Here is a 21,484-nt window from a genome sequence, read left to right as displayed (position 1 = left end):
TCCGTATAGTTTAGTTTGTAGATCTTTATTAGATGATTTACTTCTCTGCATTTTCCATAGGCCCCGTCCAACCCGACATCCCTGGCTCGACGTTCTTCACTTGTTTGAATCCTTTTTCGCTGAGCATACGGCAAGCCATATCGCTGCGGCTTCCCGTCCGGCAGACAACATAGATATTATCTTCCAGGTTCAACTCCTGGATACGATTCTCAAGCTCACCGAGCGGAATTGAAATGGCTCCGGGGATTCGGTTGAACGAATATTCAGCAGGCTCCCGGACATCAATAACGGTAATTTTATCGTTCGCTGCCAGTTTTTTGGATAAATCTTCATTGGAAACGATATGAGGATGCTTTTTTTCTTCTTTTACTTCAGTTGGTCTGGATTTACGGATGAAGTGTCTAAACACATCCCCTTCTTCTACAGTACCGAGATAATGATGGCCTGTATTCTTAGCCCAACCTTGAATGTCAGCAAGAGATCCTTTATCTGTGGCCTGGACTTCAATGACTTGACCAGCCTCCAGTTGATCAATCGCTTTTTTGGTCTTTACAATAGGCATTGGACATGCGAGCCCTTTGCAATCAAGGGTCATGTTTGTTTTAATTTCCGGCAATGTAGGATCCTCCTTGTATTGGGTTATAGATACACATTTAAGTGCAGTCACGGTTAGTCTGTCCTAAACCGGATGATAACTTTCGACTTTTAAAACAACGAATGCGCGGTAATGATATGATTTTTATCACAATACCGATACCCGTATTAGTATACTACGATCTTGAGTGTTTATTGTCAACATCTGTTCGAGCTTATACGGATAATAAAATTTTCCTTTGGTCTCCAGAAACTAAAACTCTATGTGGACATTCTGTTTATATAGCTCATTCACTTTCTTTATAGATTTTCTAAATAAAAAAGAGAATGCGCATCTTATTAAGCGACGACATTCTCGATCTACTTACAATTCCTCCATGGTTTTAGTAAATTTCAACGTAAATAGACTCAAATAAAATGGGCACGGCATACGTTACATTATACTAACGATCTGGAGGAAATGCTGATGTATCAGATGGGTTATCAAGATGGATTTAGAGCTATGGGGGGACAAATGGGGCAAGGAGGTATGGGCGGAGAAATGGGCATGCATGGAGGAATGGCTTTTAGAAATACAATTCTTATTCCTGATATCTCCAAAGCCATTATCGGGGAGGCACATGCCTATTGGTTTTATGAAAAGCTGGCCGAATTAGCACCGAATGAACAGACCAAACAGACCATTCTGCATATTCAAAGGGACGAAGCTAAGCATTATCGTTGGTTCACCATGATACTGAGCTGACTGGGAGGACAACCGCCGCAAATCCCCGCCGGTAAAATGCCAAGGACGTTCCAAGAAGGTGTCAGAACTGCAATTCAGGATGAATTAGAAGCGGCCGCGTTCTACCAAGACATTGCCTACAGAGCTACCGATCGCCCGATTCAAATGCATTTTATGCATGCCATGCATGACGAGCAGCCTCACGCTTCAATGTTTCAGTTGATGCTTAGCAATTTATGAACTGTCAGCATCATGCTATGAGTAAGGACATGAATTGAACCAGGAATGGTACTTCGTCCTACCACCTAGCATAATAGGCGGAGCATTTATATATGTATAATGTCCGTTTCGTAAGAAGAACTTTTTCAAAGATGAAATATTTAAACTTTGGACCTGACCCGCTTCAAGTTGGTCCATCGCTTTTTTTGTTTTCATGATTGGCATTGGACATGCCAGTCCTTTGCAATCCAGTGATTGATCTGCTTTAATCATTGGCAATTTTAGTACTTCCTTGAAGTAATTCAACTATTAAATATACCCGTATGGGTATTGGTGTGGACTTATCATAAATGTGATAAACTCGTTTGTCAATAGTGTTTGTAAGCAACTGATTTTTTATTAATTTGGATAATGCAGAATAGAAACACGAATAATCTTGCTCATAGATGAAGCAATGGATTAGAAAATTAACTACTTTGACCCATGCACACAACCTGCCATATATTCGACACAATGGATGGATTGTATTTTATATCTCTATATCATAATATTACGATATAACGTTTTAATGAATCGAGGTGATCTCTCAGTCAATGGAAAAACAATTTGAAGCCTATGCTCAGGCGGCTGAATTATTAAAGGCCCTAGCCCATCCGGTTAGATTATGTATTGTAAAAGGAATCATCGATAATGGAAGTTGCAATGTGACCTACATGCAGGAATGTTTGGAACTTCCACAATCAACAGTTTCCCAACATCTCCAGAAGCTTAGATCTTTAGGTATTGTGGAGACAGAGAAAAATGGACTGAAGATCATTTATTCCGTTAAAGACGAAAGAATAAAACATCTGATACAAATATTAGGAGGAGAATAAACATGAATAAAAAAGTATTGATCGTAGGCGGAGTAGCAGGAGGCGCTTCAGCGGCAGCTCGTTTGCGCAGATTGGATGAAGAAGCACATATTGTAATGTTTGAACGGGACCCGTATATTTCTTTTGCCAACTGCGGTCTTCCCTACTATATTGGAGGTTCTATACAGGATCGTTCCAAATTGCTAGTACAAACGCCTGAAGCCATGCATAAGCGCTTCAATATTGATGTTCGCATCCAGAGTGAAGTGATCTCTATTGACCCTGTTGGTAAGAAAGTTATTGTACAAAGTAAAGAACGAGGCTCTTACGAGGAGAACTATGATGCTCTGATTCTGTCACCAGGTGCAAAACCAATCCGACCTTCTCTGCCCGGGATAGAGAGTTCCAAAATTCACACATTACGGAACATTCCCGATACAGACAAAATCAAAACTAAGGTTAGTGAAGAAGGAACACGTTCAGCAGTGGTAATCGGCGGCGGATTTATCGGAGTAGAAATGGCGGAAAATCTGAAGGAAGCCGGGTTAGAAGTAACACTAATCGAGGCTGGCCCTCAACTGTTGGCTCCCTTCGATTCCGAAATGTCAGCCATATTGTCCAAAGAGCTGGAAGATCATGGAGTAAATCTAATTTTCTCCGACATGGTGCAGAGCTTCGAGGAGTCTGGAGAGCAAATACAGGTCCATCTTGCAAGCGGTACGGTTCTACGAAGCGAGATAGTCCTGCTGGCCATCGGTGTTGCGCCGGATACGTCTTTCCTGAAAGATAGCGGCCTTGAATTCGGACCTAGAGGGCATATTTTGGTTAACGAAAGAATGGAAACGAATCTAAATGATGTTTACGCAGTAGGAGATGCTGTTGAGATCGTGGATTTTGTTAACGGACATAAGGCAGCCGTTCCATTGGCAGGACCTGCCAATAAACAAGGACGCATTGCTGCGGACAATGTCAGCGGATTAGGTACCACTTATAAAGGGACCCAAGGCACATCCATTATTAAGGTCTTCGGTCTGACTGGTGCATCCACCGGGAATAACGAGAAAACTTTGCAGCGGCTCGGCATCCCGTATCGTGTTGTCTATGTACATCCAAACTCCCATGCTTCCTATTATCCAGGAGCCACTCCGCTATCCTTAAAACTTCTTTTTAACGAGGATGGCAAAGTTTTGGGTGCACAAGCTGTTGGTTATGACGGGGTGGATAAACGAATCGACGATATTGCCACTGTGATCCGCTTTAAGGGTACGGTTACGGATTTAACTGAACTGGAGCTCTCTTATGCTCCCCCATATTCCTCAGCCAAAGATCCGGTTAACATGGCCGGTTACACGGCTGAGAATGTAATTAATGGAATGACTGAAGTATTTGTACCAGGGGATTTGGCCGGCCGGAATTTGGACAGTACCATGTTGGTGGATGTTCGAAGCGAACTTGAGCATGCGAACGGACATATTGAGGGTTCTATAAACCTTCCTGTCGACGAGCTGCGTAATCGTCTGGATGAACTTGATCCCAGCAAGGAAATATGGGTCTATTGCCAGGTTGGCTTGAGAGGCTACACTGCTTCCCGGATCTTATTACAAAAGGGTTTCAATGTGAAGAATCTGACAGGTGGTTACAAAACATATCAGATCAGCAAATATGTTCCGCAAAATAAAAATACGGCTTCAAATGAAAAATTATCTGTAGCTGACAATTTGAATGCTGATGCAGTCATTGACGCCTGTGGCCTTTGCTGTCCAGGTCCGATCGTTCAAGTAAAAAAGAGTATCGACCGACTGCAAGACGGGCAACTCTTAAAGGTAACAGCTTCTGACCAAGGATTTTTCGAAGATATCAAGTCATGGGCAAAGCTGTCCCGCAACAGTCTTGTTCAGTTGACGAAGCTTGCCGACGGTACCATCGAAGCTTACCTCCGCAAAGGAAACATCAATGATGCGAGCATAAGTAAGTCCTAGCAGACGACTTAAAAAGAATCATTTACAAAGAAAGAATCTGCCACTTCTGTAGCAGATTCTTTCTTTGTGATATGCTTTAAAGATTAAATAGATACGCTGAATTGAGACAATCTGATTAAGTACAGCTCCTTTCCGTCTGTTCGATCTTATTTGTAAATGTAACCACGCTTAATGGCCCAATAAAAAACAGCTACGGATGCTGTCCCCGTAATGATGATAAACATTTCAGGCTTCTCATAATCCATACATACAACACAATACGTTTCACCGCTGATCAAATGAATATTTACAGGCATCCGGTTTAGAATTGCTTGATGGATAAGATTCTTTCTGAGCAAATATTTCTCGTCTCCTCAAAAGATGATCTTTTTAGAATTATAAACAACCAGGAGGGGGATGAATCAAATGAGGTATTAAATAAGGCAAGCTAGAATCATAAATAACAAAAGAGCCGTTCACAGAGTGCAGGGCTCCTTGTTCTTTTGCCTTATCTCCATTAACGTTTTCAATCCCGCAAAATGCTCTTCATCCGAAAATATTCTTCCTCCGTGATTTCACCTTTTGCAAATCGTACATCCAAGATTCTCTCTGGAGTATTGTCATTAAAACGTGAATTCCCTTCCCCCCTAACCCATTTTATCACCAAATAGATTACACCTAAGATCAACAGAAAATTGATGACCAATCCAAACATACCGAACCCAAAACCATACCCCATCATCATTGTGTATCTTCCTTTCATCGAATTAATGGAAGACGGACTCGGACAGTTGTCCCCTTATTGATCTCACTTTCAACATGTATAGATCCGGCATGAGCCTTCACAATCGCTTGTACAACGGCAAGTCCGATTCCGGCTCCGCCAGTCTTCCGGTTCCTTGATTTCTCTCCGCGGTAAAAACGTTCAAAGATATAGGAAAGTTCATCTTCAGGTATTCCCATTCCGGTATCGGATACGATGACTACGCCCTCTGCTTTCTCTTTTAACACTTCAATATGAATACTTCCAGAACTCGTATATTTGAATGCATTGCTTATCAGATTTACGAATACCTGAACGAGCCGCGAACGGTCCCCTGTGATCCAAACGTCATTTGTACTTATCAGGTCACCTGAAAGTCCTTTATCCCTAAACTGGCTGGATACTGTATTTAACGACTTCTCTACAATATCGTTAAGAGATACGATTTCCGTCTTCAGCTGAACCATTGGATTCTCTACGGCAGCCAGATTTTCCAAATCACTGATGAGCCGGACCAGCCGCAGGACTTGATCATGGCACACTTGTAGTTTATCCGGCGTCGGTTCCCAAATGCCGTCCTGAAAAGCTTCCAAATGGCTTTGTATTGTTGTTAAGGGTGTTCGCAGCTCATGCGCCACATCAGCAGTCAGTAATTTCCTTAACTGATCTTGCTTCTCCAACCCGTCAGCCAAATGATTGAGCGCACGCCCCACGTCATCGATCTCTGTATTTTGATTGATAACTACAACCCGGGAAGTGAGATCTCCCTCCCTCATTCGCGAAGCGATATCTTTGATCTCTAAAAGAGGCTGGCTAATGCTTTTGGCCAAATACCGGCTAAACAGATACGTCCCGGCAATGACAAGAAGCATTGCTGCCCATAACAATGTATTAAACATTCGTAGAAACTGCTGATTTAGGCTTTGCGATGTTTCGTTCACTGGTTGAAATTCCATTGTCCCGATCTGCTGATTGCCTTTTACGATTGTTTTTGTAATGGTGTCTTGCATAGGCTGGGAATCAACTTGTCTTTGCATCCCCATTTGGCTAGTGTCCCAAATCAATTGGTGGTCTTTGTCGTATACACGAACGATATAGTCACTTACCATCGCCTGATGCGAAATGATCATCCATACATTTGTATTCCATTGGCCGGTAGACTCATGATAAGCGTCTTTTAGATCGTCCAGTAGACTTTGTATTTCCGCCTGCTCCTGGTTTTTCTGATATTGGTTGAACGAAACGTTCATTACTAAGTTGACAAGCAGAACAATAGACAGAAGCGCAGCAAGAGCTACACCGGCATGGGATATAAGAAGCTTTCTGCTCAATCCGCCTCTATTTCTCATCCGAACTCACCAAGAATTTATACCCCACTCCAAACACTGTACCAATAAAAACAGGGTGTTTAGGGTCATCGCCAATTTTTTGTCTAATATTCTTGATATGAACATCGATGGTTCGCTCGAATCCTTCATAGGTGTCACCTTGGGTAAGGTTAACCAGCTCTAGTCGTGAGAACACTCTCTTCGGATGCTTCGCTAAAATTTCCAGCAGCTTAAACTCCATAGGGGTGAGGGATACGGGTTCCTCGTGAATTCTCACCTCATAACGTTCCGAATCTATTGTTAAACAGCCTTGGGCATATGACAGCAGTGATATATTCCCTTGTTCCCGCTGATTGGTTCTTCTTAAAAGACTAATCACCCGAGCGAGCAGCTCTCTTGGGCTGAATGGTTTGGTTATATAATCATCGGCCCCAATCATGAGACCATTTACCATATCGTCCTCACTGCTTTTTGCAGTCAGCATGAGAATCGGAACGTTCGATGATTTACGTACCATTCTGCATACTTCCTCTCCGGTCATATCCGGAAGCATCAAATCCAGTACGATCAGATCGGGCTGTAAGGTTTCAAATAGATGAATCGCGCCTATTCCTGTATCGGCTTCGTACACAATATAATTATTCTTTTCCAAATAAGCCTTAATGACCTGCAGGATATTCTCTTCATCATCCACCACTAAAATTTTCACGAACTTCATCACCTACTTTGTAGTTAAAAATGAGACAGACCTCATTTCTATGAGGTCTTATCTTATCATGATCGGATTAGAAGTTCATCATACCCCTGCGATATTGGGAATTTTGCATCATTCCTGACATTCCATTCCCGCTTGATGTACTGCAATTTTCATGCATTTGCTTGATTTGTTCCTCTGACAGGTTGGGGTGCATTTGTTTGGCAAAGGGCAGCATTTTTTCGAAAAAGCCGCTGTTGTTCTTATCATTGTTTGCTGTTGCAGCGTAAGCGCCAGCGGTGCCAATCCCCATAACCAGTACCAATGCCGATAATCCAATCCAAAGTTTCTTCATTTGTATCTCCTCCTTATAGTTACACTATATAAGAGAGTTATGAAGAACCAATTTGCAGCTTGTGAAGAAGTTATGAAGATAGCAAAAGGAAACCGGGGGCCATAGGCAATATTATCATAAATCGACATGGGGAACGGGTTCGGCAATTGGAACACCATGCCCACACGCTTACGCAGCATTTCTGTTCGTATCCCTTTTTCATATATGGAGTACCCTGAAATCTGAATATCCCCTTCCACTCTCATATCCTGAATTTGGTCATTCATTCGATTAATGGTTCGCAGCAAGGTATAGGATTATATCAGAAAATGGGATACCGGCAGGTTGGTGTTTTTGAGAAGGAAGGTATTATGGATGGGGAATTCATTGATGTGATGATTATGGAGAAACTGCTTTAAATTGAAAAAAAAACGTGGAGGAAACCGATTCTTTCCACGTTTTTTTATATTACAAGTACTGGATATTTTAGGTAATCGGACACTGGATCCGTTTAAGGATCATGTACGTTACCGATAATACAGTCCCTATAAACATCAGGAAGGTTAGAGCAAGATATATCTCTTCGAAAGTATTTAACTAACAGAACAATAGATCCAGAATTTTTTCATCTGCCTTTCTATTCTTCCCGATATATGGGTAACAGTGAATGTGAATTGCTGGATTGAAGTTTAGTTCAATTATGCTGTAATTGGTATCGTTCGCTGCTTCTTCTATAGAATCAATCATCATATCTACACCACATATGGTCGCTCCTGCAGCTTTAGCTGATTGAATGGCAAGATCTTTATAGCTGTTCGGTATTTCATCAGTAAAATCGATACTGTCTCCTCCCGTACTAATATTCGAGTTCTCTCTCAGATAGATGATTTCTCCTAATTGGGGTATATCGTTCCAACTCATAGCATGGTTCTTTAAAAACATCTCTTCTGCTTCGCCTAACTGAATTTTTTCCAAAGGAGTCTTATATCCTTTACCTCTAAGCGGGTTTTTATTCTTCTCGTGAACAAGCTGTTCGATCGTGTGGATTCCGTCTCCAATGACATTTGCAGGGACACGATGTAGAACTCCTACGACCTGGTCTCCCATGATCAGAAAGCGATATTCCTTACCTGTTATGAATTCCTCAAGAAGGACCGTCTTATCGTGTGTGAAAGCTATTTTAAACGCTTTTTCCATATCTTCTCTTGAGTAATCTCGATTGAAGATCGTAATGCCTAACCCAAAATTAGTTGATTTAGGCTTAATTACAATTGGAGTGCTACGATACGTATCGTAACTGGACATTGCTTCATCTAAATTCTGAAAGGTTTCTCCAGAGGGTACACGGATTCCATGCTGATTAAGAATGTCTTTTGTAACAACCTTATTTTCCATAATTAGCACAGTACTATAGGAGTCCAAGGCAGTTTTCGTAGCCTGCTTCACATACTCTTTATGATCTCCTTGTGAAAGCAGTACGAAATTCTCCTCCCGATCCATCAGTTCAAATCGTATTCCTCGCTTCACTGCTGCCTTTAAGAGTAGTTGAGTTGATAATTCGAGATCCTCATATCCTGTAAATCGGTAACCATTATGAATACTTTCTTCAGCGTATTTTTTTGCTTTATCCAGATGGTACGTCAAAAAGGACGATTCTTGTATTTCCTTCTTCACTATAGATGCCGCATTTAGCTCGGAATGGAGAATCTTTTGCTTTTCACCATCTATTATTTTACGATAATCCTCGTTTCCAGGAAACAAAAGCTCCACCATTTCTTTCATCTCATTGATAAAAGAAAGCGCCATTTCCTCCATGGTGAGCTGACAATATTCGGACTCGTTTAAAAACCCCTTTATTCCTTCCATTATCACTTGATCTTGGTTAACAGCAGCAATCCTTTGATCTTCCTTGTTATAGGATTCATCTACTTTAAGCAGCATAAAGAGAATAAACAAATGGATAAAGGACATCATTTCCATGCTTATTCCTATCTTGTGAAGTGGATTGATATCGATAAATCGAAGTTCTAAATATGCCACTCCCTCTTCTACAAGGTCTTGAACTGGATTAGTTCCCTTTGAGGTTTTAATACGGACAGGGCTGTAATATTCTTTTACACTTAATAGTTCATTTTGTTGAATCAATCTGTTTAAATCATGAACATACTCTGTGGCTGAATTAAAAGAGACATAATACAATTTTTCATTTCGATAGCCACACATACTGTTCCGAAGTGAATTCATCATTGGGAAATAATAACTTTTTTTATCAAGTGAGTCCGCTAAGTTAACACATTTCTCAATATACGTATTATCAAAAACAGGGCTTGCCCCTGTTAGGTAAATGAGCAACCACCGGTATCTTAACAAATTACGGGCTACTTTAAAATAAACCGTATCTTTGAACTCCTTGAAGTCTTTGTAGTGTCCCTGAGTTTCGTATAACCTCACAAGGAGTTTCTCATCAAATGAGAAATTATAATGTATTCCGCTTAACAATTGTCTTTTACGACCATATTTATCCGCCAATTCCTTTCGATAATCGTCCGCAACAGGATCGCTCATTTTGGCAATAGGAATTTCTTCTTCTTCGGGTAGCATAGGAGGGTTACTGCTTGGCCACAAAAACTCCCCTTCCAATTCTAAAGAAACAATGTCTTGCAAGGCTTCCATGAAATGATACGTCTCCTCAATCGAGTCTAAGGCAGGAGTGATCATTTCAATTTGACTCTCTGAGAAATCCGTTTGAATATAAGGATTTTCTGTTTTACTCCCAAAAGCTTTAGGGTGGGGCGTAAGGGCAAGTTTCCCCTCTTGGTCGACCCGTACATTTTCTTTTTCTAAACCAAATCGACCTCGAATTAGATCATCTTGAAGTGCATTGTCTATAACAATCTGTACAAGTTCACGATTCAACCAGTTCATATTTATGACCGTCCTTTTTCTATGTTTATTCAGAAACTGCAAGCGATTTATGAATGCTACGCAAAGACTTTCTAAACCAGATGACCAAAATAATACCCTTAAAAACACTACTTAGCGCAATCGACATCCACACCCCATTTAATCCAAACGGTTCCGATAAGAGCAAAGCCACGGGTATTCTTAATACAGTAAATAAAATGCTGAATATTGGCGGAATATATGTTTTACCAATACCGTTAAATGCTCCAACTGTCATCAGTTCCATGCACATAAACAACTGAGAAAAACCGATAATTCGCATGTAATCTGTTCCGAGCTTCATGCTCGTTTCATCAGTTAGAAATACCGAGAAGAGCTGCTGAGGAAATAAGATAAATATGAACGAAATGAAAGCACCGAATATTGTGGTCATCAGCAACGCCTTTCGATAGCCCTGCTGTATTCGATCCAATCGACGTGCTCCATAATTTTGTCCAAAAAAAGCTGCAATAGCCCCTTGCAGACCACCGATCGTCATATAGGAGATTGATTCTATTTGAATACCTACCTTTTGAACAGCAATGGCCTCAGCCCCCCAACCGACTATGATCTTGGCCATAATGATCGATATGATCGTAAAGGTGATCCGTTGAATCGAAATCGGAATTCCCAATCGAATGACTTCTATCATGAGACGGCTATTCCTTACCGACTGTTTAGAGATAAGGTCTAATTTTTTTGTTTTTATGATAAACAGCAAGGTCACTAATAAATTGGCCGTTAGTGTAGCAATAGCTGCACCTGCAACTCCCCAACCTTCTAAACTGCCTACTCCATATATTAACAATGGATCAAGAATGATATTTAAAATGAGACCCATTGAAAAAATATAAAATGGTTGCTTACTGTTCCCCATCGCATTCATAACGGTTGCATATAAGGTATTAAGTATTGAAAAGACGGCCCCCACGATCGAAATCATTAGAAATTGCTTCGCCATTAACTCAACTTCATTTCCAAGATCGAAGAAGCCTATAAGCTGGTCCTGGGTCGAAATAATAAAAACCATATAGAGCAGTCCTAATACAACAGACATTACAAATCCGTTCTTTACATATGAATAAGCTTGTTCTATCTTACCGGATCCCATACAATGTGAAACCTTGATTCCTGTACCAATTGTTATCATGGTCGATAAAGCAATCGCTAAATTAATAAAGAAGCTTGCTGTACCAATTGCAGCAACCGGACCACTTCCTAGCCCTCCAACCCAGATCATATCGACAAGACCATAGGTTGTAGATATGAAATTGGTAGCAATGATGGGGAGTGTCAATTTCATTAAAGTAGACATTATTGGACCTTGGGTTAAATCATTTGTGCCCTTCATCTGCTACTCCTTCTTGCTCCTAATGTAATATGAAAACCGACCACAAGTGTCGTTCGAATAAAAAGTGATGTCTTTTTTAGTCAAAATCAATACATTCATAAGCATAAACTTATATATTATCCAGAATATGTGACTGATTTTGTATAAGCGGCATCTTCTTCTAAAACTTTCCGCTGTCTAGAGCAGCCATACACCCTGTACCTGCTGCAGTAATCGCCTGACGGTACTTCGGATCTTGTACGTCTCCGCAAGCAAATACGCCAGGGATGTTCGTTTCGGTTGTTCCGGGTTTCACACGAATATATCCAACAGGATCGAGATCGATCTGTCATGAACTTCGAAGCTCGCAGTTCATCCGCCGGTGAACAATCGTCACTTTGGAAGCGAACTTGGTAAGAAAATTTGCTTCTTCCATTGCGGAATCTCCCCCACCCACAACAACTACTTCTTTGTTACGGAAAAAGAACCCATCGCACGTTGCACACGTACTTACACCACGGCCAATATTCTCTTTTTCGCCAGGTATGCCACCGAGCAAATTCGCCGACGCACCTGTAGAGAGAATACTGGATTCAGCTTGCAATTGACCAAGTCCTTCTACCTTCACTACAAATGGACGAGACGAAAAATCAACATCATTGACCCAGCCATTCATAAACTCGGCACCGAACCGCTTGTTTTCTCATGTTATCCATGAGTTCGGGACCCATTATTCCATCAACAAATCCTGGGAAATTATCTACTTCTGTAGTTAATGTTAATTGGCCCCCCCGGTTGTGGTCCTTCAGTAACAAGCGGATTCAGGTTAGCTCTAGCTAAATAAATAGCTGCAGTCAACCCTGCGGGACCTGTTCCTATAATTATTGACTTGTACATGACTTCTCACTCCTTCGTTTGATTTAAAGGCGGAAACTGGATTCTACCTTCTCAAATCATTAATTACACTGATGAGATCGGCATGCAGCAATCGTTTATATTGGGTGCACTGCTAATGCTACATACACCCGTCTCTGGCAACTCTAATTCAACCTTCAGCGCGGCTTCTAGATCGCCATCCAGGTAGGCTACAATTGATCTGCCCTGTTCGTATCCAGTAGCCATAAGAAATGTTGGTGCCCGACCATAACTCTTCATTCCAACGAGGTAAAAGTTTGGTTCTAGGAGTTTGAATCAGACTTAAAGATATTCAGCTTTTTTGTATAGTTCTGTTCTATACTCGTTCGAGATCATCGCTTCTAGCAGGTAGGCGATGATCAGGATGCCCGGAATATCAATCAGAAGCCGGGTAATGGCAAAAGTCGTTCCCAAAGCGGACATTTCGAACAGGAGCATTGGAATCTTCGTAGTGGACCATGCCCCGATGAAGATTAGAATATTGCTGAATTTGACGCCCTTTTTCATCAAAACTGCGGCAACCGGAAAAGCTCCATACAGGGGACCTGCAGCCGCTGAACCAATCAGAAAGGCGAGCACGATTCCCTTCCATCCCGATTTTTCCCCCATGTATTTCATCATGACCTCCTTGGGTACCCAAGTATCCAGAATTCCCAACAGAATAAAGATGGGGGGAATGACAAGAAGCATCTCTTTCAGGCTGAATGCTGATATTTGCATAGCATTCGTACCGGCATTTAGGTTCAACAAATACAAAATGGTCATTACTACGACATGATGGATTTTTTTCACCCTGTCAATTTTGACAATTTATTGCCTCGTAATCAATTACTCCTGATGACACTTCCTATTATGAATTTTGTGAAATATAAAGGTCTAAATTCTTATCATGAACAAGGGAAAAAATGGTGAATTTTTTTTCCTTTCTCGATTGGATAACGCCTCCACGCTCCAGGATCTGCAAGTGATGCGTCAATGTAGAAGCTGGAATGACTAATCCAGATACTAATTCACAAAGACATGAGTCCTGAACTTTCAATATGCCGATAATTCTCAATCTGGTTTCATCACCCAATGCTTTTAATAAAAGAGCTTTTTTTCGCAGTCCCTCTTCATTGTTTAATACCGGGAGAACAGTAAGCGATTGTTTGATAACATCATTCATTTCATTGTCGTTTTTGGGTAGCCAATCGGTTTTTACGTGATTCATTAAGAGTACCTCCATTTGAGTTTGTTTACTTATAATTATTATATAACTAATTTTATAGTTTTGAAATACGTGATATCCATGTTGCCTGACGATAATGTGAACTTATTTTATCCCAAACAAAGTATTTCACCATCATAAACAGACTCATACCAGGAAAATATCACTGGTAGATACCTAGTCCTAAGTAACCACGAGTACATACTGTATAGGTGTTTCCAATATAACTAGCCGTACGTGCCTTCTCTGCCTGCACACCACCCCGAATGAATGTGTGATGATCGTTTCAATCAGCTTAACTTCCAAGTAATATCCACTTCAGCAACGTTCCCACGTAGCCAGCACCTGGGAGCCCTAACCCTTGAAATACTTACTCCTGTGCTGAAAAAATTTGTTTTCCTGACTTCTTTCTGGGAAGGGGGGGATCTCTTTGAATTATCTTGATTAGGACATGACTATAATAATTCTCGGTTAACGGAACACATTCTTGGCCTAATTCGGAAGTCGGTACAGATTCTTGTCATTAGCTTTTGACAAGAATCTGTACCGTGAAAAAAGAAAAACCCGCAATTTATGCGGGTTCCATGCGGAACACATTCTTGTCATCCGACAAGTGACACAAAGTTGCCTACATAAAGGACACAAACTTACCTACATTGTTATTATCATTAAAGATCTTTGGCGAAAAGGATCAATTTCAACAATAAAACTGATCCTCACTCTAGATCGAACAGTCTTCAACTAAATGGTAAAAGCTCGCTTTACCGACTGGTACTAAGCAGTAGTTAATATGAAATCCACTCCATTCAATCGGAGCATACTAACTAAAGTGGAAACATATTTGTGGTTCAGATCAATATTGGAATCCCACTCGGATTCAATTTTAATCTCATCCATACTTCCTCCAACAACCTCTCACTTGTATCCACTGCTCATTTACTTGGCACCCTGTAGCCCCCCTATAAGCAACCTTTGTATAATTTAACCGAAACTCAGAATTAATCACACACTAGGCTCATGTGCATATAATTGAGAGTGAAATTACTTACATTAACGGAGGGCTACGCTCATGAATATGGTTTATCCCTATTGGATCAGATCACAATTCGTTCCCATTTGGGCAACTTCAACTCAAGACGCGCTTGAATTAATGAGGACTTCAGTCCAAGGGGAACGGAATGATGAACTTTTTTATGACCAACTCATTCATCTTACTCCTAGCCAGAAACAAGCTGAAGTTATTACCTCTATTCGGAATGATGAACGAGGGCATAATCAAATGTTCCGACAAATGTACAGAGAATTAACTGGACATGAAGTGACAGGAGTTAGTAACGAAGTTCCTGAACATGTTAATTCGTATATTGCCGGGTTGCAAAAAGCCTTCCAAGGTGAATTGTCAGCAGTTGAAAAGTATCGAAAGATATGGTTCGGCCTTCCTTATGGCGTTTATAAGGATACTTTGTATGGCATTATTCTCGATGAGCAAAAACATGCGGCAAAGTATAATAATTTATTGATACAGAACTTACCTGGAAATTAGTAGTAATTACTTGGACTGCCATCTGCCATTCATAAATACACACGAATCTAGTCCGAGCTTTTGCATGAGGCTTAGTACCTTCTTATAGTTCATCCAATTGCCGTCATTCTGCCACAAGAACAATTGAACTACCGGTGCCCGTACTTTCCTTCGTAACGTTTATAGTTCTTTACGAATTTGTTGTTTGGCTTTGGCGTCACGCCGTTTCCCCTCCCCTTTCGCTTCAGATAGGCGTAGTAACCGCTTCTGGACATGTTAAAGGCAATGTTCCTATGTAGTCAGCATGACCCATTTTTGGACCCTATAGTTCCAAGGTTGTTTTAAGTGTTTCATTATTAACTTCTCTCCGCTCTACAATTGAGCAAAAAAAGAGACTCCTACCAGGGAAATGTAACCTCTCTGGTAGGAGTCATCAGCCTTTCGGCAGTTAAAGCGAACTTTATCGATTTAATATATTGGTAAATTATTCCTTGAATGTAGGGATTAACTCCAAAAATCAGACTGAATAATCAGCTTTACTAAATATAGTACTCAATGAACTCCTCGCTGTACTTATGCCATGATTTCTTCTGGAAAAGCGCTATAAATAGTGCAGCAGCGCTTAATAATCCAATAAGCACAAAAGAAATTCTATACGCCGTAATATTGGATGGTTTGCTTGTAGCTGGTAGTAACCTAAGCGACATTTGGTATAACATCCCACTTAGTGTAACACCCATCCCCATGCCACTTCTGTAGCAGATTCTTTCTTTGTGATATGCTTTAAAGATTAAATAGATACGCTGAATTGAGACAATCTGATTAAGTACAGCTCCTTTCCGTCTGTTCGATCTTATTTGTAAATGTAACACGCTTAATGGCCCAATAAAAAACAGCTACGGATGCTGTCCCCATAATGATGATAAACATCTCAGGCTTCTCATGCTCCTTACATACACCACAATAAGTTTCACCACTGATCAAATGAACATTTACAGGTATCCGGTTTAGAATTGCTTGATGGATAAGTTTCTTTCTGAGCAAATATTTCTCGTCTCCTCAAAAGATGATCTTTTTAGAATTATAAACAAACCAGGAAGGGGATGAATCAAATGAGGTATTAAATAAGGCAAGCTAGAATCATAAATAACAAAAGAGCCGTTCACAGAGTGAAGGGCTCCTTGTTTCCGTATCTCCATTAAGATTTTTAATCCCGCAAAATGCTCTTCATCCGGTAATATTCTTCTTCCGTGATTTCACCTCTTGCAAAGCGTTCATCCAAGATTCTCTCTGGAGTATTGTCAATAAATCGTGAATTCCCATCTCCCCTAACCCATTTTATCACCAAATAGATTACACCTACGATCAGTAAAAAATTGATGACTAATCCAAATATTCCAAATCCAGAGCCATAACCCATCATCATTTTCTCTCATCCTTTCATCGAATTAATGGAAGACGAACAAGAACGGTAGTTCCTTTCTCTATCTCACTTTCAACATGAATAGATCCGGCATGAGCATCCACTATGACTTTAACAACCGCAAGTCCTATTCCGGCTCCGCCAGTTTTCCGGTTCCTTGATTTCTCTCCGCGGTAAAAACGTTCAAAGATATAGGGGAGTTCATCTTTAGATATTCCCATTCCGGTATCGGAAACGATAACGACGCCTTCTGCTTTCTCTTTTAACACTTCAATATGAACACTTCCAGAACTCGTGTATTTGAAAGCATTGCTTATCAGATTTACAAAAACCTGAAGGAGCCGCGAACGGTCCCCTGTGATCCAAACGTCACTTTTACTTATCAGGTCAGCTGAAAGTCTTTCCTGCCCAAACTGGCTGGATACCATATTTAAAGACTCACCAACGATTTCGTTAAGTGAGACGATCTCCGTCATAAGCTGAACCATTGGATTCTCTACAGCAGCCAGATTTTCCAAATCACTGAAGAGCCTGACAAGTCGCAGGACTTGATCATGGCACACTTGTAGTTTATCCGGCGTCGGTTCCCAAATGCCATCCTGAAAGGCTTCCAAATGGCTTTGAATTGTTGTTAAGGGTGTTCGCAACTCATGTGCCACATCAGTGGTCAGTGATTTCCTTAATTGATCTTGCTTCTCCAATCCATCAGCCAAATGATTGAGTGTACGCCCCACGTCATCAATTTCTGTATTCTGATTTAACATTTCAACCCGGGAGCTGAGATCCCCCTCCCTCATTTTCGAAGCGATATCTTTAATCTCTAGGAGAGGTTGGCTAATGCTTTTGGCCATGTACCGGCTGAACAGATACGTCCCGACAATTACGAGTATCATTGCGGCCCATAATAAGGTATTAAACATTCTCAGAAATTTCTGATTCAGACTTTGCGTCGTTTCTTTCACTGGTAGAAATTCCAATGTTCCTACCTGCTGATTTCCTTTTACGATTGTTTTTTTAATGGTGTCTTGCGCAGACTGGGAATTCACTTGTATCTGCCTGCCCATTTGACTAGTATCCCAAATCAAGCGACGGTCTTGATCATAAACACGAACCATATAATCACTAATCATCGCTTGGTGCGAAATGGTCATCCAAACGTTTGTATTCCAGTGGCCGGTAGACACATTATAAGCGTCTTCTAAATCGTCCAGTAAACTTTGTATTTCTGTCTGCTGCTGGTTCTTCTGATATTGGTTAAACGAGATGTTCATTACCAAGTTCACAAGCAAGACAATAGATAGAAGCGCAGCAAGGGCCACACCGACATGGGAAATAAGAAGCTTTCTGCTCAATCCGCCTCTAATAGACATCATGACTCACCAAGAATTTATACCCCACTCCAAATACAGTGCCAATAAAAACAGGGTGTTTAGGATCATCGCCAATTTTTTGTCTAATATTCTTAATATGAACATCGATGGTCCGCTCGAATCCTTCATAGGTATCACCCTGAGTAAGGTTAACAAGTTCAAGTCGTGAGAACACTCTCTTCGGATGCTTCGCTAAAATTTCAAGTAGCTTGAACTCCATAAGGGTAAAAGATACTGGCTCCTCGTGAATTCTTACCTCATAACGTTCCAAATCCATAGTTAAATCGCCTTGGGCATAAGACAGCAGTGACATATTCCCCAATTGCGGCTGAATGGTTCTTCTTAATAGGCTAATCACCCGAGCGAGCAGCTCTCTTGGGCTGAATGGTTTAGTAATATAATCATCGGCTCCAATCATGAGCCCATTCACCATATCGTCTTCACTGCTTTTTGCAGTCAGCATGAGGATCGGAACGTTCGATGATTTGCGTACCATTCTGCATACTTCCTCTCCAGTCATGTCTGGAAGCATCAAATCCAGCACGATCAGATCGGGCTTTAAGGTTTCAAAAAGATGAATCGCGCCTCGTCCTGTATCGGCTTCGTACACAATATATTTATTCTTTTCCAAATAAGCCTTAATAACCTGCAAGATATTTTCTTCATCATCCACCACTAAAATTTTCACGAACTTCATCACCTACTTTGTTGTTAAAATGAGACAGACCTCATATCAATGAGGTCCTATCTTATCATGATCGGATTAGAAGTTCATCATACCCCTGCTATATTGAGAATTTTGCATCATTCCTGACATTCCCTTACCGTTTGAAGTGTTGCAATTGTCATACATTTGCTTGATTTGTTCCTCTGACAGGTTGGGGTGTATTTGTTTGGCAAAGGGTAGCATTTTTTCGAAAAAACTGCTGCCATTATTATCATTGTTAGCTGTCGTAGCGTAAGCCCCAGAGGTGCCAATCCCCATAACCAGTACCAATGCCGATAATCCAATCCAAAGTTTCTTCATTTGTATCTCCTCCTTATAGTTACACTATATAAGAGAGTTATGAAGAACCAATTTGCAGCTTGTGAAGAAGTTATGAAGATAGCAAAAGGATATGAACACGAGAAAGAAGCCTTTCACTCAACTTTGTCCGGTGAAAGGCTCATTTAAGTAAGATGAGACTAATGTTGGCACATTGCGTACATGTTTGACAATTTGGTTTCTTCAAATAAGTTGCTCTATTCGATAATTGTGAATCGGCAATAGTACCATGTTCTTGTCCATATTCGGCAATAGATACATGTTCTTGTCCTTTGCTTGGGACAAGAACATGTATCCTTAAATCAAAAAAACCGCGACCAGCGCGGGGTTCAATGAATATATGTTCTTGTCCTCTTACAGTAAAGAAAGAAAATTATGAATCCTACAATCCAAAATGTCCTTATCCATCGTAATAACGGCACATCAAAATAACTATCTCTTGAAGGATCAACTATATTACATAAAATTGTTACAATAATAGTTGTTCCTATTAATATGATCCAGACTAATGGAGGCATATAGTATTCCACCTTTCACGAACGGAATTATTCATTATGTTACATCAGAAAGACCCAGTTCTCTCTCAACTTGGTTTCTATCAGCTGCAGATAATTGACACCAATTCGCCTACATACTTCATTTTCTGATATTCCTGACTCCAAGAGGATTTCGATGTAAACTCTTTAGAAAAGTCCTCTCCAAAGATTTGTCTCTAAACCCTGACATTCTGTATCTCATATAGAAAATCTCGAATAATGTTCTGATTTGGAAAGAATTGATTCTACTCATTTGAGATAGTTCCTCAACTCTAATTTTAGAAAGCCGTTGAGGATTCCGTTTTTCTTCTATTGACATATACTTCGTAAATTGTTGATAAGCCTGTAGTTGTTCCTCACTTATTCCACTTTCACCAGCCCAGTCATTTTTAGAGTATGAAGCCCTGAGCTGGGCAAGTAAGGAATCAATCGAAAGTTTGGAAAACATCCACCTCTTAACTTGTCCAATCATTCCAACTCTATTAGGATGTCCTGGTACGAGCAGACTATCAGGATTTCTATCATCCCACATCATCTTTACACCCCTTATAATTCTTCTTCCCTATTCATACAGTAGGGAAATTTGTGTCATTCCACTACAATGTAGGGTTGTTGAGTATTTTTCTGCGTCACTTATGTTCCCACTTCAAATGCTAAATTTCGTTGATCGTGCCGATAATTATGTAGGTTGATTGGTGTCATTCGACAAGATAGCGGACTTACAAATGTCATTTTCAACCCTGTCAATATTCTCTTATCTGGTAAAGGAGTTACTGGCCCAACTCCTACCTGTCCTACGAAATTCCGAGGATGGCAAATATAGAACTTTGGATTATTATCACTTCTGTCTTGCAGTAAGTGTAATGGCTTTTCACAGATCGGGCAGAATGACTTTTCCGTTAACATGACTTCATACATCTTTTTCACACTTTCTATTTATCGAAGTTCATTGCGCAAGAATTGCTTCAAGTTATACGAATAATACTCATTACCAGGGCAACAACGACAGCTATCCCAAGCAGTTCGCTTATGGTAACGTGGGTGCCGCCAAAATTAAGAATCAAGAAATTGTCACGCCTCGAAGTCTCATAGCGACTTCCTATTGTGAAAATGGTATTTCCCGCAATCTTGACATCATACAGTGATTTAATTTCTAATGCTGCCAAATCACTTAATGCATCCTGAATAGAGCTTTCAACTTCCTTGTCTTTGAAATAATTTAAAACACTTTTGATACCCATCTTTGTTGTTTCAATGATTTCATGTATTTCAAATTCAGAGGGTTTAAATACACGCTTCCTTCCCCTTACGTCTGCCACTTTGGCCAACATTAATCCACTCTGCGTAATACGTGAGTATTCAATCGATCTTTCTCGTTTATCGAAGTAGTTCTTAAATTTCACCGCCAATGCCCCCATCAACAATCAGCTCCTAACCGTCCGAATGATCGAATCTATTCATTATGTATCATTTCACTTATTAAATAATTGCTCTAGATGTTTATCAGATTCTTTCTTTAAGTTCCATATTTGATCTTTTAATTCGGCATCTTCTACCTTGTCTCTTAAAATGATACACAGAGCTGAGATCTGACCTAATTTTAATATTGCTACACGTTCATCAATTTTTGGAGACAAATCACCGTTAAGTTGGCTTAAAGTATCTTCTACTAATTCATCAATAACACTTTTCAAATCTTCAATTTTGATTAACATTGAGGACTTC

23 protein-coding genes and 6 pseudogenes are annotated in these 21,484 nt (G+C 40.4%); 5 read left to right on the top strand and 24 right to left on the bottom strand.

Translation table 11 applies throughout. The features are described 5' to 3' along the window. Positions 1-37 precede the first annotated feature (37 nt). On the bottom strand, positions 38-595 hold the full coding sequence (locus tag M2444_RS24430) for a sulfurtransferase TusA family protein (RefSeq protein ID WP_038700920.1): 558 nt from the start codon (positions 593-595) through the stop codon (positions 38-40). A 465-nt stretch (positions 596-1,060) separates the two neighbouring features. Here M2444_RS24430 and M2444_RS24425 point away from each other — a divergent pair, with 465 nt between their 5' ends. Then, positions 1,061-1,339: a ferritin family protein gene (locus tag M2444_RS24425; protein ID WP_052098476.1), complete on the top strand. Its 279-nt coding sequence runs from the start codon at positions 1,061-1,063 to the stop codon at positions 1,337-1,339. 369 nt (positions 1,340-1,708) lie between these two features. On the opposite strand, the pseudogene M2444_RS24420 reads toward M2444_RS24425, so the two are convergent. Beyond that, a pseudogene (locus tag M2444_RS24420) lies at positions 1,709-1,810 on the bottom strand (sulfurtransferase TusA family protein); the annotation flags it as partial. A gap of 320 nt (positions 1,811-2,130) precedes the next feature. Here M2444_RS24420 and M2444_RS24415 point away from each other — a divergent pair. Beyond that, complete coding sequence (locus M2444_RS24415; protein WP_038696160.1) at positions 2,131-2,412, top strand: ArsR/SmtB family transcription factor; 282 nt, start codon at positions 2,131-2,133, stop codon at positions 2,410-2,412. Positions 2,413-2,414: 2 nt separating this feature from the next. Then, positions 2,415-4,337: pseudogene (locus tag M2444_RS24410) on the top strand (FAD-dependent oxidoreductase); the annotation flags it as partial. Between the two features lie 179 nt (positions 4,338-4,516). Here the strand turns inward: M2444_RS24410 and M2444_RS24405 are convergent. From M2444_RS24405 to pstB, 6 genes and pseudogenes are all read right to left on the bottom strand, one after another. After that, positions 4,517-4,708 (bottom strand): hypothetical protein, encoded by a 192-nt coding sequence (locus M2444_RS24405; protein ID WP_038696158.1) that lies wholly within the window; start codon positions 4,706-4,708, stop codon positions 4,517-4,519. Positions 4,709-4,875: 167 nt separating this feature from the next. Further along, the gene (locus tag M2444_RS24400) at positions 4,876-5,094 is read right to left on the bottom strand and encodes an SHOCT domain-containing protein (RefSeq protein WP_052098472.1); all 219 of its coding nucleotides are present in this window, start codon (positions 5,092-5,094) and stop codon (positions 4,876-4,878) included. A 14-nt stretch (positions 5,095-5,108) separates the two neighbouring features. After that, positions 5,109-6,461 (bottom strand): sensor histidine kinase, encoded by a 1,353-nt coding sequence (locus M2444_RS24395; protein WP_038696154.1) that lies wholly within the window; start codon positions 6,459-6,461, stop codon positions 5,109-5,111. Beyond that, complete coding sequence (locus M2444_RS24390; protein WP_054940680.1) at positions 6,451-7,158, bottom strand: response regulator transcription factor; 708 nt, start codon at positions 7,156-7,158, stop codon at positions 6,451-6,453. Before M2444_RS24390 ends, M2444_RS24395 begins: the two co-directional genes overlap by 11 nt. Positions 7,159-7,225: 67 nt before the next feature. Next, positions 7,226-7,489 carry a hypothetical protein gene (locus M2444_RS24385; RefSeq protein WP_038696152.1) on the bottom strand — a complete coding sequence of 88 codons (264 nt, stop codon included), beginning with the start codon at positions 7,487-7,489 and terminating at the stop codon, positions 7,226-7,228. Positions 7,490-7,581: 92 nt separating this feature from the next. Beyond that, positions 7,582-7,779 (bottom strand): annotated as a pseudogene (gene pstB / locus M2444_RS33635) (phosphate ABC transporter ATP-binding protein); the annotation flags it as partial. On the opposite strand from pstB, the pseudogene M2444_RS24375 reads away from it, so the two are divergent. Then, positions 7,777-7,887, top strand: a pseudogene (locus tag M2444_RS24375) (N-acetyltransferase family protein); the annotation flags it as partial. The pseudogenes pstB and M2444_RS24375 sit on opposite strands and share 3 nt — an antisense overlap. Positions 7,888-8,065: 178 nt before the next feature. On the opposite strand, the gene gshAB reads toward M2444_RS24375, so the two are convergent. From gshAB to M2444_RS24340, 7 genes and pseudogenes are all read right to left on the bottom strand, one after another. Further along, positions 8,066-10,393, bottom strand: coding sequence for a bifunctional glutamate--cysteine ligase GshA/glutathione synthetase GshB (gene gshAB, locus M2444_RS24370; protein ID WP_038696150.1), 2,328 nt, complete (start codon positions 10,391-10,393; stop codon positions 8,066-8,068). A 25-nt stretch (positions 10,394-10,418) separates the two neighbouring features. Further along, positions 10,419-11,762 (bottom strand): MATE family efflux transporter, encoded by a 1,344-nt coding sequence (locus M2444_RS24365; RefSeq protein WP_038696148.1) that lies wholly within the window; start codon positions 11,760-11,762, stop codon positions 10,419-10,421. Positions 11,763-11,922: 160 nt separating this feature from the next. After that, positions 11,923-12,638, bottom strand: a pseudogene (locus tag M2444_RS24360) (NAD(P)/FAD-dependent oxidoreductase). Between the two features lie 63 nt (positions 12,639-12,701). After that, a pseudogene (locus M2444_RS24355) lies at positions 12,702-12,920 on the bottom strand (glutamate synthase); the annotation flags it as partial. A gap of 18 nt (positions 12,921-12,938) precedes the next feature. Beyond that, positions 12,939-13,376 (bottom strand): permease, encoded by a 438-nt coding sequence (locus tag M2444_RS24350; RefSeq protein ID WP_218917545.1) that lies wholly within the window; start codon positions 13,374-13,376, stop codon positions 12,939-12,941. A 130-nt stretch (positions 13,377-13,506) separates the two neighbouring features. Next, positions 13,507-13,866 (bottom strand): ArsR/SmtB family transcription factor, encoded by a 360-nt coding sequence (locus M2444_RS24345; protein WP_038696144.1) that lies wholly within the window; start codon positions 13,864-13,866, stop codon positions 13,507-13,509. 771 nt (positions 13,867-14,637) lie between these two features. Continuing rightward, positions 14,638-14,760, bottom strand: coding sequence for a hypothetical protein (locus tag M2444_RS24340; RefSeq protein ID WP_280788243.1), 123 nt, complete (start codon positions 14,758-14,760; stop codon positions 14,638-14,640). 172 nt (positions 14,761-14,932) lie between these two features. On the opposite strand from M2444_RS24340, the gene M2444_RS24335 reads away from it, so the two are divergent. Next, complete coding sequence (locus tag M2444_RS24335) at positions 14,933-15,406, top strand: ferritin-like domain-containing protein (RefSeq protein WP_038696142.1); 474 nt, start codon at positions 14,933-14,935, stop codon at positions 15,404-15,406. 518 nt (positions 15,407-15,924) lie between these two features. On the opposite strand, the gene M2444_RS24330 is transcribed toward M2444_RS24335, so the two are convergent. The 9 genes from M2444_RS24330 to M2444_RS24290 all read right to left on the bottom strand — a co-directional run bounded on the left by M2444_RS24330 (position 15,925) and on the right by M2444_RS24290 (position 21,474). Beyond that, complete coding sequence (locus M2444_RS24330) at positions 15,925-16,125, bottom strand: hypothetical protein (RefSeq protein WP_038696140.1); 201 nt, start codon at positions 16,123-16,125, stop codon at positions 15,925-15,927. Between the two features lie 82 nt (positions 16,126-16,207). Beyond that, positions 16,208-16,429: a hypothetical protein gene (locus M2444_RS24325; RefSeq protein WP_038696137.1), complete on the bottom strand. Its 222-nt coding sequence runs from the start codon at positions 16,427-16,429 to the stop codon at positions 16,208-16,210. 163 nt (positions 16,430-16,592) lie between these two features. After that, positions 16,593-16,811: an SHOCT domain-containing protein gene (locus tag M2444_RS24320; RefSeq protein WP_038696135.1), complete on the bottom strand. Its 219-nt coding sequence runs from the start codon at positions 16,809-16,811 to the stop codon at positions 16,593-16,595. 14 nt (positions 16,812-16,825) lie between these two features. Next, a complete protein-coding gene (locus M2444_RS24315; RefSeq protein WP_232380837.1) occupies positions 16,826-18,160 on the bottom strand; it encodes a sensor histidine kinase in 1,335 nt (444 codons plus the stop codon). 7 nt (positions 18,161-18,167) lie between these two features. Continuing rightward, positions 18,168-18,875 (bottom strand): response regulator transcription factor, encoded by a 708-nt coding sequence (locus M2444_RS24310; RefSeq protein ID WP_038696133.1) that lies wholly within the window; start codon positions 18,873-18,875, stop codon positions 18,168-18,170. A 66-nt stretch (positions 18,876-18,941) separates the two neighbouring features. Continuing rightward, the gene (locus M2444_RS24305; protein ID WP_038696131.1) at positions 18,942-19,205 is read right to left on the bottom strand and encodes a hypothetical protein; all 264 of its coding nucleotides are present in this window, start codon (positions 19,203-19,205) and stop codon (positions 18,942-18,944) included. A gap of 654 nt (positions 19,206-19,859) precedes the next feature. Continuing rightward, positions 19,860-20,294, bottom strand: coding sequence for a hypothetical protein (locus M2444_RS24300; protein WP_280788242.1), 435 nt, complete (start codon positions 20,292-20,294; stop codon positions 19,860-19,862). Positions 20,295-20,724: 430 nt separating this feature from the next. Then, positions 20,725-21,177 carry a hypothetical protein gene (locus tag M2444_RS24295; protein WP_280788241.1) on the bottom strand — a complete coding sequence of 151 codons (453 nt, stop codon included), beginning with the start codon at positions 21,175-21,177 and terminating at the stop codon, positions 20,725-20,727. 54 nt (positions 21,178-21,231) lie between these two features. Continuing rightward, the gene (locus M2444_RS24290) at positions 21,232-21,474 is read right to left on the bottom strand and encodes a hypothetical protein (RefSeq protein ID WP_094875854.1); all 243 of its coding nucleotides are present in this window, start codon (positions 21,472-21,474) and stop codon (positions 21,232-21,234) included. Positions 21,475-21,484 lie beyond the last annotated feature (10 nt).

Source organism: Paenibacillus sp. PastF-3 (assembly GCF_029893135.1).
Classification (GTDB): Bacteria; Bacillota; Bacilli; order Paenibacillales; family Paenibacillaceae; genus Paenibacillus_AQ; species Paenibacillus_AQ nitricinens.
The sequence above is the reverse complement of the archived record's forward strand: the minus strand, read 5'-3'. Positions and strand labels throughout refer to the sequence as shown.